The sequence below is a fragment of the Sporofaciens sp. JLR.KK001 genome (genome assembly GCF_036941055.1).
Classification (GTDB): domain Bacteria; phylum Bacillota; class Clostridia; order Lachnospirales; family Lachnospiraceae; genus Sporofaciens.
Map to the genome: position 1 here is coordinate 164563 of NZ_JAYMNO010000003.1, position 13883 is coordinate 178445.

At 40.3% G+C, this 13883-nt stretch carries 21 protein-coding genes and 1 pseudogene; 2 read left to right on the forward strand and 20 right to left on the reverse strand.

Annotation, left to right across the window (positions count from 1 at the left end):
* Positions 1–116: 116 nt before the first annotated feature.
* Complete coding sequence (locus VSQ62_RS30990) at positions 117–734, reverse strand: TetR/AcrR family transcriptional regulator (RefSeq protein ID WP_016220631.1); 618 nt, start codon at positions 732–734, stop codon at positions 117–119.
* A gap of 246 nt (positions 735–980) precedes the next feature.
* On the opposite strand from VSQ62_RS30990, the gene VSQ62_RS30995 reads away from it, so the two are divergent.
* Together VSQ62_RS30995 and VSQ62_RS31000 are read left to right on the forward strand one after the other, a co-directional pair.
* Positions 981–1382: an SRPBCC family protein gene (locus VSQ62_RS30995; protein ID WP_016220632.1), complete on the forward strand. Its 402-nt coding sequence runs from the start codon at positions 981–983 to the stop codon at positions 1380–1382.
* A gap of 9 nt (positions 1383–1391) precedes the next feature.
* Entirely contained in the window at positions 1392–1841 is a 450-nt protein-coding gene (locus VSQ62_RS31000) for a MarR family winged helix-turn-helix transcriptional regulator (RefSeq protein ID WP_022745031.1), read from the forward strand.
* 191 nt (positions 1842–2032) lie between these two features.
* Here the strand turns inward: VSQ62_RS31000 and VSQ62_RS31005 are convergent, their stop codons facing one another.
* The 19 genes and pseudogenes from VSQ62_RS31005 to VSQ62_RS31095 form a co-directional block, all read right to left on the reverse strand.
* The gene (locus tag VSQ62_RS31005) at positions 2033–2233 is read right to left on the reverse strand and encodes a hypothetical protein (protein WP_334634633.1); all 201 of its coding nucleotides are present in this window, start codon (positions 2231–2233) and stop codon (positions 2033–2035) included.
* 109 nt (positions 2234–2342) lie between these two features.
* A complete protein-coding gene (locus VSQ62_RS31010) occupies positions 2343–2795 on the reverse strand; it encodes a PLC family EF-hand domain-containing protein (protein ID WP_334634634.1) in 453 nt (150 codons plus the stop codon).
* Between the two features lie 171 nt (positions 2796–2966).
* Positions 2967–4163 (reverse strand): IS256 family transposase, encoded by a 1197-nt coding sequence (locus VSQ62_RS31015; RefSeq protein WP_334634635.1) that lies wholly within the window; start codon positions 4161–4163, stop codon positions 2967–2969.
* A gap of 415 nt (positions 4164–4578) precedes the next feature.
* Positions 4579–5472, reverse strand: a pseudogene (locus VSQ62_RS31020) (SPL family radical SAM protein).
* Between the two features lie 26 nt (positions 5473–5498).
* Complete coding sequence (locus tag VSQ62_RS31025; RefSeq protein ID WP_334638650.1) at positions 5499–6098, reverse strand: GrpB family protein; 600 nt, start codon at positions 6096–6098, stop codon at positions 5499–5501.
* Between the two features lie 256 nt (positions 6099–6354).
* Positions 6355–6723, reverse strand: a complete 369-nt coding sequence (locus tag VSQ62_RS31030; protein WP_322101308.1) for a DUF2461 family protein — start codon at positions 6721–6723, stop codon at positions 6355–6357.
* A 27-nt stretch (positions 6724–6750) separates the two neighbouring features.
* Positions 6751–7212, reverse strand: a complete 462-nt coding sequence (locus tag VSQ62_RS31035) for a GyrI-like domain-containing protein (protein ID WP_334638651.1) — start codon at positions 7210–7212, stop codon at positions 6751–6753.
* A gap of 35 nt (positions 7213–7247) precedes the next feature.
* On the reverse strand, positions 7248–7733 hold the full coding sequence (locus tag VSQ62_RS31040; RefSeq protein ID WP_334638652.1) for a GNAT family N-acetyltransferase: 486 nt from the start codon (positions 7731–7733) through the stop codon (positions 7248–7250).
* 7 nt (positions 7734–7740) lie between these two features.
* Positions 7741–8127, reverse strand: coding sequence for a hypothetical protein (locus VSQ62_RS31045; RefSeq protein ID WP_016220638.1), 387 nt, complete (start codon positions 8125–8127; stop codon positions 7741–7743).
* 115 nt (positions 8128–8242) lie between these two features.
* Positions 8243–8545: a DUF3784 domain-containing protein gene (locus VSQ62_RS31050; protein WP_334638653.1), complete on the reverse strand. Its 303-nt coding sequence runs from the start codon at positions 8543–8545 to the stop codon at positions 8243–8245.
* 24 nt (positions 8546–8569) lie between these two features.
* A complete protein-coding gene (locus VSQ62_RS31055) occupies positions 8570–9358 on the reverse strand; it encodes a hypothetical protein (RefSeq protein WP_334638654.1) in 789 nt (262 codons plus the stop codon).
* 3 nt (positions 9359–9361) lie between these two features.
* Positions 9362–9913, reverse strand: coding sequence for a cysteine hydrolase family protein (locus tag VSQ62_RS31060; protein ID WP_334638655.1), 552 nt, complete (start codon positions 9911–9913; stop codon positions 9362–9364).
* Between the two features lie 3 nt (positions 9914–9916).
* Positions 9917–10399, reverse strand: coding sequence for a GNAT family N-acetyltransferase (locus tag VSQ62_RS31065; protein WP_334638656.1), 483 nt, complete (start codon positions 10397–10399; stop codon positions 9917–9919).
* An 82-nt stretch (positions 10400–10481) separates the two neighbouring features.
* Positions 10482–11240, reverse strand: a complete 759-nt coding sequence (locus VSQ62_RS31070; RefSeq protein ID WP_334638657.1) for an MBL fold metallo-hydrolase — start codon at positions 11238–11240, stop codon at positions 10482–10484.
* Positions 11241–11270: 30 nt separating this feature from the next.
* Positions 11271–11666: an SRPBCC family protein gene (locus VSQ62_RS31075; RefSeq protein ID WP_334638658.1), complete on the reverse strand. Its 396-nt coding sequence runs from the start codon at positions 11664–11666 to the stop codon at positions 11271–11273.
* Positions 11629–12294: a class I SAM-dependent methyltransferase gene (locus VSQ62_RS31080; RefSeq protein ID WP_159757732.1), complete on the reverse strand. Its 666-nt coding sequence runs from the start codon at positions 12292–12294 to the stop codon at positions 11629–11631. The genes VSQ62_RS31075 and VSQ62_RS31080 overlap by 38 nt, the downstream gene beginning before the upstream one ends.
* A gap of 38 nt (positions 12295–12332) precedes the next feature.
* Positions 12333–13031, reverse strand: coding sequence for a DUF6678 family protein (locus VSQ62_RS31085; protein WP_159757735.1), 699 nt, complete (start codon positions 13029–13031; stop codon positions 12333–12335).
* 47 nt (positions 13032–13078) lie between these two features.
* Positions 13079–13450: a nuclear transport factor 2 family protein gene (locus tag VSQ62_RS31090; protein WP_159757738.1), complete on the reverse strand. Its 372-nt coding sequence runs from the start codon at positions 13448–13450 to the stop codon at positions 13079–13081.
* Positions 13451–13497: 47 nt separating this feature from the next.
* Positions 13498–13881, reverse strand: coding sequence for a hypothetical protein (locus tag VSQ62_RS31095; protein WP_334638659.1), 384 nt, complete (start codon positions 13879–13881; stop codon positions 13498–13500).
* Positions 13882–13883 lie beyond the last annotated feature (2 nt).

Consider the following 13883-nt stretch of genomic DNA (forward strand, 5'->3'; position numbering starts at 1 on the left):
AGTTAGTATTTCAAAAATAACCGATAGCATAATCCATCGGATGTAAACTGACATTTTGTCAGTTGTTATGTAAAAAAATAGAATGAGATTGTCATTCTGCAAACTCTCATTCTGATTTATGAAAAAAGCGGTATTTGGGGATTTAATGCTCTTTCCAACAATTTTTTATATGTCTCTAAATAGCTCTCTAATTGCCCTTTGTCCCGGCCGGCAAGCTTAACGTCATTGGATACGAAAATATATCCTGTCATTAAAAATGAGGCTGTTTCCTTCGGAGAATCCACATGAAATATATTCTCCTTATTTCCCTGCTCAAGAATATATGCAAAATATTCTATCACACAGCTACATAATCTGTGGTAAAACCGATCCAGCATGTAGCGGTTTTCCTCCAGGTTTACTGCTTCCTGAAGGACTGAATTTTCGACCGTAATATCTTTATCTGAGATAGTAGTCATTGTAACAAAAGACCGAATTTTTTCAAGCGCACTCTTACTTTCGTCATATGTGAGATGCTCCAACTGCCGCAGCAACGGTTCGGAATATCTATTGATGATGCAGTATAAAATATCCTCCTTGTTCTTAAAGTGATAATAGAGAAGCCCACGGGATATTTTTACCTCATCAATGATGTCCTGTGTTGTTGTATTCAAATATCCCTTTGCGGTAAACAACCTGATTGCTGCATCCATGATTTCAGCCCTGCGAACCTCTGGCTCTTTCACATCACGCATAATATGGTACCTCCTTATGCATTAGAATAGCACACAACTGACAAATTGTCAATTAACAATGCATACCATTTTACTTACCGCGGCAGCCTTGTCCGCTATGATTGATTCCAGGCGGTGAAAAACGAAAAACTCTCCAAAATAGATACGCTGAAAAAACAATACTGGAATCAACAGCTAAAAAATGGCACTTGACTTTTATTATAATATCACTTATTATAAGTATACTTATAACAAGGAGGAGAAAATATGTTTACCTATGAAAAATCTGTTACAGGCAAAGCTGACATTGAAAAGGTCTGGGAACTCTATTCCGATGTAACCCAGTGGAATTTGTGGGACGAAAGCGTTAAATCTGTCCAACTCTCCGGCCCCTTTTGTGCCGGTACTTACGGTGTTATGGAAATGACTCACGGACCGAACTTGCCTATCGTGCTGACCGAGTGCTCGGATAAGAAAAGTTTCACAACAAAATCCGAACTTGGCCCTATTACAGTCACATTTGGACATCTCTTGAAAGAGGACACAAATGGAGTTACGATTACACATACCGTTACCATTGAGGGCGGAGAAGAAAACCAAATGAAAGGTATGGGGGAAGGCATCGCGGCAGGAATACCTGGTTGTCTACGCAAGCTCTTTTCCGCATAATATGTTATTATGAAGTTTGCAGAATGTAAAAACCACAAAGAAAGTATAGGACTACTCTTTTGGCAGTCATCTATGCTTTGGCAAAGGAAAATTAAGCAGATATTACAGCCATACAATCTAACACATACACAGTTTGTAATTTTAGCTGTAATAGAAGAACTTTCTGAACAGGAAGTATGTATTACACAAAAAAAGATTTCTGATTTTTCTATGATTGATGTTATGACTGTATCTTCTACCGTTAGACTGCTTGAGAAAAAAGGGCTGATCTATCGTTTACCGCATAAGACAGATACAAGGGCAAATTCCATTTCCAATACTGAGGAAGGAAAAAACTGTTTGAAACAAGCGGTTATAGATGTTGAAGGGATTGATAAAGCCTTTTTCTTTAGTACTAATAAGGAAAATGCGCAGTTTCAAAATATGTTGTCACAGTTATTGTGTAAAAATTCGGAATGAGAGACTGTAAAATAAACTGTGTATTGTCGTAAATTGGTATGTAAAATCTTGTTTTTTCGACATTTCTAAAATCAATTCCCAGTGCCGATTTTTTTACAATTACCGTTATTTTTCGACGCTATTTTCGATTTCTTTATATGAATAGTATTGCCATTTTCTGGTGATACTATTCATTTTATTTTATTTTTCTTTTATTTCCCATCCCTTAGCAATGTTTCATAGGCATCCAGCCGGACGTTATCCAGATAGACTTTTTTGATTTCATTTTCCGTATAAAAATCATACAGCATCTCCATCAGTATGCTTAAATATTCTTCAGACATTTCCTGTCCTTCGTATTCCATGATCCGGTAGGCTACACAGGCATACGCCCTGGAAGATTGATGTGTCATTGTATTATTTCCTTTACTTTACTGCTGGTTTTCAGGTTCATTCTCTATTCTGCTTATAAACTATTACCCCCAATAGGTGGGGGCTTTATGGTATTCCCTTCTTTTCCTATCATTTGATTTCAAAGGGAATAGGTTCTCCTCCATATTCATCAATATATTTCTGTGATTCTTCCCAAAAGCCTTTCTGTCCTATGAATTCCTCCAGGTGGAATAGTTCCCTTTCCAGTTCCCGTACCCTCTCTTTTAGTGCTTCAACAGTGTATTCTTTTTGCTCGTTTTCTTCCTCCGTCCATCCATAGTAATCCAATACGTATTTTCTTGCTTCTTCATTCCCCATGCCGGCTGTCGCTTTACGCAATGCTTCTTCCTCTCTGTATATGTCAAGAAAGTCAATCGGACTGTTCCCATCGCCAACAGCGCAGCATGTATTCTCATGTACACTATATCCTGCTTCTATCCATTTATGGAGCTCCCTGCGTTCTTCTTCGGTCATAGGCGTTATTTTTTCATATTCCTTTAATTCTTGTTTCAGAAATCGTTTTCGTTCCTTACTGATCCGCATTCTATACACCTCTCTGATTGCCTTATCCCTCACTTTAGTTATTGCCGCCTGTATGGTTCTTATGCATGAAATGCCTATGCATAAGAACCATACAGGCGGCATTGAGGCAGTCAAGGGATAAAGGGCAGCACTGCTGTCATTTACAGCCGGATACGTTTCTGTTTCTACGCTTTAGGCAATCCTGGCCCTGTCGCCGAATTCAATCACAAACTGTCCATAGGTCTCTCCCCAGTCACGGTACGGCATGGACCATTTCTTAATAATGTCCCTGGTAGACAAATAAATTGTTTTTCTTAATGCCTCGTCATTTGGAAAGAGTGCTTTGCTCTTTGTAACTTTGCGCAGCTGCCGGTTAAAACCTTCTACGGTGTTGGTGGTATAGATTAATTTGCGGATCTGATGGCCATAGCAGAAATAGGTGGAGAGGTGCTCCCACTTATCAAGCCAGTTATCCAGGACGACGGCATACTTTTTCCAGCTATCCATCATACTCTCCAGATTCCGCATCGCGATTTCTTCACTCTCCGCCCCATATACGCGCTTTAAATCTCTCATAAATGCTTTCTGGTCTTTATAAGCAATATATTTTAGCGTATTGCGGATCTGGTGGATGATACATAATTGGATCCTTGTTTCCGGAAATACCGTATGGATCGCATCCGGGAAACCTTTTAAACCATCCACACATGCAATCAAAATATCAGAAACGCCTCTGTTTTTCAATTCATTGCATACTTTTAACCAGAATTTGGCACCCTCATTTTCCCCAATCCATATCCCAAGGATATCTTTATAACCGTCTCCATTGATTCCCAATGCCACATAAGCTGCTTTTGTTATGATCCGCCCATCTTCACGTACCTTAAAATGTACTGCGTCCAGAAATACGACAGGATAAAAAGAATCCAGTGTCCTGCAGTACCATTCTTTTGCTTCTTCCATTACTTTATCCGTGATATTGGAAATGGAACCGGCCGAGAGTTCTATCCCATAAAGGGATTGTACATGTTCCGAGATATCCCGTACAGACATCCCTTTTGCATACATAGAAATGATTTGGGATTCCAGCCCTTCTTCAACGACTGTACGGTTCTTTATGATCTCCGGCTCAAACCCTGGTTCCCGTGTCCGCGGCACGTCAATTCCAATCTTTCCATAAGCTGTTTTGATTGTTTTAGAGCTGCTTCCATTTTTAGATACCCTGTTTCCATTCTCCTTTGCATCCGCAATATACTCATTTACTTCCTTACGGAGTATCTGCTCCACGGCATCCTTTATTACTTTCTGTATCAACCCATTCGGACCTGTAATATCTTCCATCGTGTTGCATTTTGCTATTTCTGCCTGATAGTCAATTTTCTGTGACATAGTTGTTTCCTCCTAAAATTTTTCTACCAATTTTTTCCAACTAATCACAGTATTGTCGAATTCATTATCCATTATACAAAAATGGATGTGTCGAATAATCTGTGATGATTTACACAGATTATTTTACACACCCCGGAATGAACGTGTATCAGCTACCAGAGTTGATTTTACCAAAATGCTAGAAGCCCATAAAGGAACCCTTGCCTTAACTCGCTTGAAATATACTATCTGAATTAGATCCGAATATATTTCTTCCGGGTCATCGAAAATGGCTTGGAGGACTTTCTGAATGGTCATTAGAATCAAGCTTTAGAGCATGTGGATCATGTTCATCGCACCATCCGGCTGTACGGCAAGTGTACCGACATATCCTCCGGCATAAGACCAAGTCTGCTTAGGAGGTTTTGGATATTACCTAAAACGGAAGCGTTATCTGCGTAACCTTATATGGTCTTTTATACTGGCTTATAATATCCTCCATGCGGTATACAATCTGTCTTTTCTGACATTCTTCCGAGAAATATTCCCACAGTTTTCTCGCCTGTGGGCTGGTGCATTCATAGTATTCCCCATACCTTTTTCGGTAGGCTGCCACCAGACCCTCTCCTGGAAACTGTTCGTTAAGTTTCTGAAAATACCATGCCCTCTAATTGCCCCGCAAAGTCATGCCAAATGCAGGATAGATAAATTTAACCCCTGTATCCTCTGCCTTCCGGATAATCTCACCGATATTTTCCCGGTTGTCCTCAATAAAAGGCAGAACCGGCATGAGCAAAATGCCTGTATAAAGCCCTGCTCTGGCAAGCTTTTCTATCATTTCAAAGCGCTCCGTCGGGCGTGAAACGTTCGGTTCTATCTTCTCTGCCAAATCATCCTTTGCTGTTGTGATTGTAATCTTCAAAAGCACCGGAGAATGTTCTGCGATACTCTGCAGAATATCAATATCCCGGGAAAGCAGCGAACTTTTTGTCGCAATCGCCGCGCCAAACCCAAACGCATCACACAATTCCAACGCATGCCTTGAAAGTTCAAGTTCCCGTTCAAAGGGATTATATGGGTCGCTCATGGCTCCGGTTCCTACCACCCCGCTTCTTGTTTTTCTGCGCAAATCATCCCTGATGATCCGCAGCGCATTCTCCTTAACGCGCACCTTGTCAAAATCATCTACTCCATAGCACTCCGAACGGCTGTCGCAATAAATACAGCCGTGACAGCAGCCCTTGTAAATATTCATATTGTAATCAATCCCAAACCATTTTGCAGGAGCCTTCGTTTTCGTTACGATTGTCTTTGCAGGGATATATTCCATCTGTTTCCTCCAAGTTCCAGTCCTAGTTACATTGTTTTAAAAACTGCAATATCCTTTGCTATTAAAGTGTATTTCTTTACAAAATCTGTTTTTGCATCCGTATAGCTATCACGGTTATGCTCGTATTGCTTCCATAACCCAAGTTTTAACTTTTCATATTCTTTGGCTGTATCAGGGTATTGATTCAAATAATCACGGAAATACAGTTCATCGTTATCGCCTTCCCTGCACAAATGCAGATGAAAAACCTTCTCCGCAAAGCCCTTTTCCGTATATCCTTTATTAAACGATAAGCGCCGGCTGTTTTCTGACATGCATAAATACCCTGCAGAAGTAAGATATTCTTTAAAAGACTGCAGATCGCTGTCCTTAGTAACTTCTGCCAGAATATCAATGATTGGCTTCGCCCAAATCCCTTCTATCGCCGTGCTGCCGATGTGGCTGATGCGGACGACCTGGTCTGCCGGCAGGACTTCTTTTAGTTTCGCCTCTTCTTCTATGTACCACTCTTTCCAATATGCCTTAGGCTCTGACAGAATAATCGGAAATAACCGCCATAATTCTCCAAGGCTCATCTCAGAGAATTTTTGCCCCATCTTCTTTGATTCTCCCTTATTTCTACCCATTTTCAGCATTCCTCTCTTGCTGATATCTGTTTCGATTTCCCATTTGTATATCATCATTGCAAAAAACTGTCCATTTTTACTGACTGAAAGGCAGTCTTATCATACCGGAGCAGGCGATATACCATTTCAATATGCAATTGTCAGTTCGGCTGCCTGATCTAATCTCGCCTCACGATCATATCACCCCAAGTAATCCAGGTTATAATTCTATCTTGTGGGCATCCGGAATCCATCAAGTGCTTTGTTCAGATAATCATTAAACGGTTTCATAACATGGAACATTTTTCAGCGATGTACCCTGTACCTCAAAATATTTCTGAAACTCAGGAAAATGAATAATTTCTCCAAACTCGTCTCCATGTTCTGCAATATAATCCCGAATCATAGTAGTAGCATCCTTAAACATATTCGTAGACAATCCCCCTCTTAGGAAAGACTGTCCGCCTGATTTGATCATCAGATAATATCCCACTGGGACAGGCTGCTTTCCCTTAGATGAAATATGTGCACGAAAAGATGGATTAAGCGGGGATCTGTCATTTTCCATTCTATATGCACGATACCATTCCCAATTATTATTCTCGCTTAAATCAGCCAGATACTTTAAAATCTGTCTCATATCCATTATCCGTATCTCCCAGCTCTTATCTCTTTACAGCTTTTTAATCGGAAAAAACATATACCTCTTTCCAGTCTGCGGACAAGTAAAATCATGAACTGCCCCTGTCAGTTGAAGACCATTATCTCCCAGATATTTTATCACCTCTGAAAAAGTGTCCTCATTTTCACGTTCCGCATAAATATATTCATAGCCGGGAACCACCCACTTTGTCCATCCGTTAGGAGCTTCTGCATCATCATTACATTCTACTCCGGCAAGATAAAGCCCCTTGCAAAAGTCCTCCCACGGATGAAAAGACCGGGAAAAATCAGACATTGCTCCCCATATGCCAGCGATATTGCCATTTTCGTCTTTCTTTGCCAAATGCTGAACTTCTCCAAAATGAGAATTTGCATCATCCCAAAGCTTTTGGATAAATCCTTCTCCATCTGATGTTGAACCCTCTTTTCCTATCACAACAAAAGAGGCTTTTTTGCATTTATCAATCTTCATATTTCTTATCCCTCTTGATTTCATTTATCGATTCTTTACGATACTATAATTTCATAATGTATTCTTTGCCCCGCATATTCGGAGAATGTTTCCTCACTCTTTTTTACAAACTGAAATCCCACACTTTCATAAGTGTGCTGAGCGGGAACGCAAATCTCATTTGTCCAAACAACTATCTTTTTTGCTCCCTGCGCAATCATACGCTGAACCGCTTCCTGCATTTGTCGTTTCCCATAGCCGTTTCCCTTGTATTCCGTCAAAATGCAGTTGTGCCCGACTTCTGCTGATTCAGGCAGGTTTGTCGGATTCCATGAAACAAATCCAACGGGCTTTCCTTCCAGAACTGTCATAAACCCGCTAACCTCGGCAATATGGGGATTATCATAAAAAAAATCATCAAAGTCCTGCCATTGGTTATGCCAATTAAGCTCGAATTTCGGCTCAAAAGAATAACTGTCTTTCAACAAGACGGCAAGCGTTCCCCGAGGAAATTCTGTTATTTTCTTAAATTCAATATCCACTTTCTCTCTACCTCACCAATAAATCAGGGGCATTTTTAATAAACGCAATTAACTCTTCCAAATCAGTAAAACCATCATAATCTCCATATATCCCCTCTCTATGATAGACAACTCCGTTTTTTTCATTTCTTTCAAGGCAATCAAGCAAAGTTTCCAGACCATATCTTTTAGCAAATATCGTAAATCCATATGGCTTGAGCTTTGCTAAAAGTCCCTTTTTACAATCAATTTCACATAAAAAACAATTTGATATCCCTTTTTTGATGGAACAAGTACGATTTTCACACCATTCTTTATCAGGACATTCACCAGAGTTACAGCCATTGCAGCCGACATTCTCAGAGCATAAACAGCAAGCAAGTCCACATCTTGCAATCCCAAGTTCTCTTTTCACCCAAACGCCACCTCCATATTGCAATTTCCAATCTTCATATTCTTTCATCTGATTTCACAATTCATAATTGAGCATTAAACCTTGCCAAAACAATGATATCTCCTGACGATAAATTTTAATTATATTTCATCCCTGCATAAACCATAAGTCCAAATCCACTTACAAAACAAACCCCAAATGCAGTCCAACCCCATCCAGTTTGCGTAATAAAATCAATAATTCCTGTAAGAATGATTCCTATTCCAATTATGATTGCACCTTTTCCCATAAGCGCAGTATACTCTTTTTTATCTGCCTCCGCCACATTTTTATAATGGTAGTCATGTATGAGATTTATCTTCTCCCTTTTCCAAATGGACCAGCCGACAATCAAAAATATAATACCAATTATCAACAAAACGATCAGTTCCAGCAGCATTCCATACCCCTCCATGATTTGTTATTATTCATTTTTTCTTGTGTCTATAACATTCTCCATTCCGCGCGGTGCTATGTACTGGGTCATAATATCCTCTGGAATCGTAATTTCATACTCACAGGTCAAATCTTTGTTCAGCACAGAACGTACCACTCTGCCCTCAAGTTCCCGGCCAAGGAATGCCTCCGTAAAATTCATCACATGACCAAGGCTGCAGTAACACAAAATCGGAGATACTGGCATATCGGACAAAATAGATTCCTTCGCAAACGGGCAATGACACGCATGGTAACGCCGCATCGTATCATCAGGGGCATCGAGATATTCCCGCATATTATATGGAAATGCCATGCAGTGCAGTTTATTTCCATGCCTGACCGGAGCAAGCATAGATGGGTTTTTCTGAATGAATTCCAACACCTCATCCGTGATCTCCTGCCCATAGAAATCTTTATGCTCCCGGTTTAATTCAATAAAACGTTCTGTCTCTGTTTCCAAATGCTTTTGAAGAAACTTATCTAAATCACCGATTTCAAGAAACTCTTCCCTTGCCCACGCAGACTGAGACGGATGTATTCCATGCCGCACTCTGTAAAGAATTTTCCGTACAGTTTTTTCGTCTGCCATCGCTTCCAACCGGCATATAAATGTATACATATTGCAGCACTTGCAGCCAGCCTCGGTTTCCATATCCGGCAAAACAAGACCATCTGTCAGCTCCAGCCAAAACGGTTCGCCCAGCTCCGAGCAGATTTCCTTCTTAAAAGTCCTGATGCCAAACTGCTCATCATAGCTGATTTTCGTATCACCCATCTCTCATTCCTCCATTAGTTCTATCGTTCGTTCAAAAGAAATACATTCCGCATACCGTTTATTCCACATGAATTCATTATAGTATTTATAGGTCTGATCCGCCGACATATATTGATTATCAAATGTGCTGTTGGTATTTGCCGGAACTATCATTTTGAAACCATGCTCAAAACCCGCTTTTATAGTAGCATCTATGCAATATTCTGTTTGCAGCCCAGCAATAATAACAGTATTTTCTTCTTTTTGTCTTAAATATTCCAATAATCCTGTACCTCTAAAAGCACTGTTTACGTTCTTGTCAAAGATAACTTCACTCCCGACAGGTTGGAATCCATCATATATTTCAAACTCCTCCGTACCTTTTAATAATCCATTCTCCTTGCCATCATCATGCCTGACAAAAATGACTTCAACACCACGGCTGCGAGCCTTATTTATCAGTTGTCTGACACGTGATTCAAATAGATTAAATTGATATAGTTCATTGTTTGTAATCAATTTTTGTGTATCGACAATTAACAGCACCATTCTAACACCCCATAAAATAGAATCCATTGTTCAAAAGCTTGCAAGATTAGACAGTGTATCGCCAGTAATCCGATATACCGTCCAATCATCCATAGGCTCTGCCCCCAGCGAATGATAGAAATCAATACCAGGCTTGTTCCAATCAAGACACCACCACTCCAATCGCCCGCACCCACGCTCAACCGCGATAGCCGCCAGCTTTTTCAGAATCGCCTTTCCATAACCTTTCCCACGATATTCAGGTTTTACAAACAGATCTTCAAGATAGATACCCGCCCTTCCGAGAAACGTAGAGAAGTTATGAAAGAAAAGTGCAAAACCAATCTCCTCGTCATCCACGACAACAAAAATGACCTCTGCTTTCTGTTTATCAAAAATCCATTCTTCCAGCGTTTTTTCATCTGCAACAACTTCATTTATCATTTTTTCATAGGCTGCAAGGTCTTTTATAAATTGTAGAATTAAAGAAATATCATCCCTTTTTGCATATCTAAATGTAAATTTTTCGCTCATTAACGTATTTTCCCTTCGTAAACTATATTTTTCTCCCTGCTTTTAGCCGTTTCACATTGCAAACAGATGCACTAATAATAAATTATCCTTGATAAACAATTCTTCTTGGTTCTCTGCCATAAGGATGTGCTTTGCACGTTCCACCAAACCATTGATATTCGATATCTTCCGCAGTGTTTCCATTTTCCAGGTCAATAGCCGCCAGAAGTAAATGATCGAATAACTCTGCTTTCTCAGGGCAGCGGCTGTGACCCGTTAATATCGTGTCAAATTCATTCCGAAGATGTTGAATCCGCTGCATGCTCTGGATCTGCGTCTTTATTGGAAGAGATTCTGGCAGCTGCATCCAAATCTGTTCAATTACACCGTCTCCTGTGAACAGGATTCGGTCCGCCCGGTCTAATAAAACAATTTCACCCGCGGTATGCCCTGGCAAGTAATATGCCTGCAGTTTTACTCCGCCCAAATCGAATACCTGTCCATCATCAATTGGCAAAAATTCTGGATACTTAAGACCAAACTGCTGCTTGGCCGCCTCAATCTCAGGAATAGACAGAGCTTCTTTTGCTACAGGCAAATCCGCAAAATTGATATACGCCTCATCAAAACTCCAGTTTCCGCCGATATGGTCACAATGCCCATGTGTATTCACACAAATAAGCGGTAAATTTGTCAGCTTTCGAGCCTCCGCTTCTACATTTACCAGCCCTATCATCGTATCAATCACTGCAGCATATTTATTTCCAGCCACGACGTATCCTGTTGCTTCATTATTATCATTCATAAGCCAGATATGGTCGCATATCTGCATTATAGATGGTTGCCTAAACTGTATTTCCATTTTACATGTCCCCATTTCTTTTCATTTCCTTTAACTCCTAATAGCCTCTTTTAAATCTGCAATATATTTTGCCTGTTGCTTTTTTAGGTAGCCCTTTACAAACAGGTTCATAATGGGATTTTTTACCTGGACTTCTTCTGTAAAAGTAATCTGTGTCCCACCGTCCCGTTTCTCGAACAGGCCGATCCAGTTTCCGCACATGTTCTTATTCTCCATAGCAAATCGATATATTCGATAAGGCTCTTTCTCTGTGATACGGAAACGGGTCACAAATCCTTCCTTTGTATATTCATCAAAGCACGTTTCATTAATCACTTCAATTCTAGACAAATCGCTACGCCATCTATAATTTTTATTATCCGTAACAATATCCCAGACCGTCTTGCAGTCACAAGGAAATTCCGCTACGACTATGGACCGTTTCATCAAATCCCCTCCCTCTTTCAAAATCCATCTGCACAAGTTTCTTCCCATCAGGAAGCAGATGCTTCAATGTCTTGATTTTGTTGTATCCTGTTTTGTTCATCAAAATCTCCAATGGCCGTTCCTCTATCTGAGCATATACTTTCTCCAACCCATCAAAGGTATGGAGATAAGGTGAATCAGAAACCCAGTTATTGTTCATATTAATTTGAATGATACAAGAAACATAATTTGGATTTACATGCAAAATCGCTTCCTGAAAGCATTCGTATCCAATATACTCTATCAGCAGATTTGCAATAAGCAAATCTGCTTCTGGCAGCTTGTCTGCGTCTCTCGTCAAATCAAAACATAGACATTTTAAAATCCCTGCTAAATCGGGGTATCTGCGGGCGGCCTCTCTTAAATAGGAAGAATTTATATCTATTCCATATACTCTTCTATATTTATTTTTTCGTATATGCTCAAGACCGTTTCCTCCGGCAATGCCTAATATCATCACACTGGAAACTGAATAAGCCCCAAGCTGGCCTTTCATCATTTTATTCATCGCCTGCAGCTGCATAACAGTATCTAACTGCATATGATTTTCATAATCATCTAATAAAATTTCTTCCCAAGGGTTAAGCATATTGTACACTCCTGATCCAAAGACTAAAACTTATATTTCTACCGGTAGCCATAAACAATATACATCCCATCCTCCGCTTCATATGGAATCGAATATTTCTTCATCCCTTTGATAAACTCCCCTTCCAAATCATGCCAGATTTCTTCATCCTCAATCAGCCTTCCCCGGTACTTTCTCTCGCAAAATTTCGGCTTAACTTTTACCCATTCTAATGATTTAAAGTCATGACCATTAAAACATTCACTGCAATAGCAAGTGTCAAATAAGTCATCATTTCTTCCGTCCACATCAAAAAGTGTACGATAAGCATAGGGAATTTTTAGAGGCATCTCTTCTGTCATCACCTGAAGGAACTCGATCCACTTCGTAGTATTCATGTAACTTGTCAATTGCCGTTTTTCAATAATTTCTGCAAGCTTTTCACTCGCTGTCCGCTTATGGCCAAAATCACCCTGATTGATCTCCCCTACAAAATGCTGCACTGCCTGATAAAACCGTTCGTCAAATCTGCCCACGCGATAAAGGCTGGAAACACGCTCCCCGTTTCGCTCTGCAAAATACCAGCCCCAATCTGAATGGTACGTCTGCAATACAAAATGTACATTTCCCCGCCAGCGTACATCAAGTACACGTCCCTTAGACAATGCCTCTTCTGAAACCTCCTTAACGGCCCCATCCAGAAAATCTATCCGCCTTATCATTTGATCCGCCAATTCTTTCAATTCTTCTTTATACATGCCACACCTCTTTACACAATTTTCAAAGCTGATACTCCCGCAGGAAATCACTCCAAAATCGCTGTTCCTATCTGCATCTCCAAACGCCAGTCAGGTGCAGCCCCATCGTCTCCCCAATATTCATCCACAGAACAGATTTTATCGTCTCTTATCCGCAGAAAGGAAACCACATGAAAAGAAAGGCTTTTATCTTGATTATACACATGTACGACAACTATGCTCACATCCCCCGCCTGCTCTACCCGCTGGATTTCGCCTTCCCAGTCACCGGGATATTCACAGTTCGCCTTTATGTACTCCTTAACATTGAAATGTTCGTTGGTACAGTGCCAGTTAATATAGGCGTCATCCCAAAAATATTTTTCGATTTTGCGTGTATCCTGTTTCAGCACAGCATCCCAGAATCCTTGTATATCCACCGTCAACACTCCTCCATTAGATCATTTCATAATAACAATACCTGTAATTACCATGCCCAGGCGCTCCTTTGGAATTCCTCAAAAGTACTGTATCTCTTTATAACTCCTCCGCTGCCGACTATAAACCGAACCAAATGGTCTTCTGCTGCCTTAACTGCCAGATTCATTTTCTGCAGATCATCCCACTCATAAAAACTCAAAATATCATACTTTTCAGAGCCATACTCCCTGTGCGCATCGTCTAATTCCCTTTGCAGACATACGGCAGACAAATATGCAAGTATGTAATTATTCGTTTCACAGCAGACATAGATTTTATTAAATGTGGAACTGATTTCTTCATATAATCCAGCCAAAAGTGCAGAATCCTTTACCTCCGTTGTTTCCCCGGATTCTGCATGATCCTTTGACAAATCCTCTGAAAAACTCACTC

Coding starts and splice junctions, on each gene's coding strand:
- VSQ62_RS31005 (WP_334634633.1), bottom strand. CDS start 2,233: ATGACACATCAATCTTCCAGGGCGTATGCCTGTGTAGCCTACCGGATC.
- VSQ62_RS31025 (WP_334638650.1), bottom strand. CDS start 6,098: ATGGGTAGAAATAAGGGAGAATCAAAGAAGATGGGGCAAAAATTCTCT.
- VSQ62_RS31075 (WP_334638658.1), bottom strand. CDS start 11,666: ATGAAACGGTCCATAGTCGTAGCGGAATTTCCTTGTGACTGCAAGACG.
- VSQ62_RS31065 (WP_334638656.1), bottom strand. CDS start 10,399: ATGAGCGAAAAATTTACATTTAGATATGCAAAAAGGGATGATATTTCT.
- VSQ62_RS31010 (WP_334634634.1), bottom strand. CDS start 2,795: ATGCGGATCAGTAAGGAACGAAAACGATTTCTGAAACAAGAATTAAAG.
- VSQ62_RS31080 (WP_159757732.1), bottom strand. CDS start 12,294: ATGCTTAACCCTTGGGAAGAAATTTTATTAGATGATTATGAAAATCAT.
- VSQ62_RS31055 (WP_334638654.1), bottom strand. CDS start 9,358: ATGGGTGATACGAAAATCAGCTATGATGAGCAGTTTGGCATCAGGACT.
- VSQ62_RS31030 (WP_322101308.1), bottom strand. CDS start 6,723: ATGGATATGAGACAGATTTTAAAGTATCTGGCTGATTTAAGCGAGAAT.
- VSQ62_RS31000 (WP_022745031.1), top strand. CDS start 1,392: ATGAAGTTTGCAGAATGTAAAAACCACAAAGAAAGTATAGGACTACTC.
- VSQ62_RS31085 (WP_159757735.1), bottom strand. CDS start 13,031: ATGTATAAAGAAGAATTGAAAGAATTGGCGGATCAAATGATAAGGCGG.
- VSQ62_RS31035 (WP_334638651.1), bottom strand. CDS start 7,212: ATGAAGATTGATAAATGCAAAAAAGCCTCTTTTGTTGTGATAGGAAAA.
- VSQ62_RS30990 (WP_016220631.1), bottom strand. CDS start 734: ATGCGTGATGTGAAAGAGCCAGAGGTTCGCAGGGCTGAAATCATGGAT.
- VSQ62_RS31015 (WP_334634635.1), bottom strand. CDS start 4,163: ATGTCACAGAAAATTGACTATCAGGCAGAAATAGCAAAATGCAACACG.
- VSQ62_RS31060 (WP_334638655.1), bottom strand. CDS start 9,913: ATGGATTCTATTTTATGGGGTGTTAGAATGGTGCTGTTAATTGTCGAT.
- VSQ62_RS31070 (WP_334638657.1), bottom strand. CDS start 11,240: ATGGAAATACAGTTTAGGCAACCATCTATAATGCAGATATGCGACCAT.
- VSQ62_RS30995 (WP_016220632.1), top strand. CDS start 981: ATGTTTACCTATGAAAAATCTGTTACAGGCAAAGCTGACATTGAAAAG.
- VSQ62_RS31050 (WP_334638653.1), bottom strand. CDS start 8,545: ATGCTGCTGGAACTGATCGTTTTGTTGATAATTGGTATTATATTTTTG.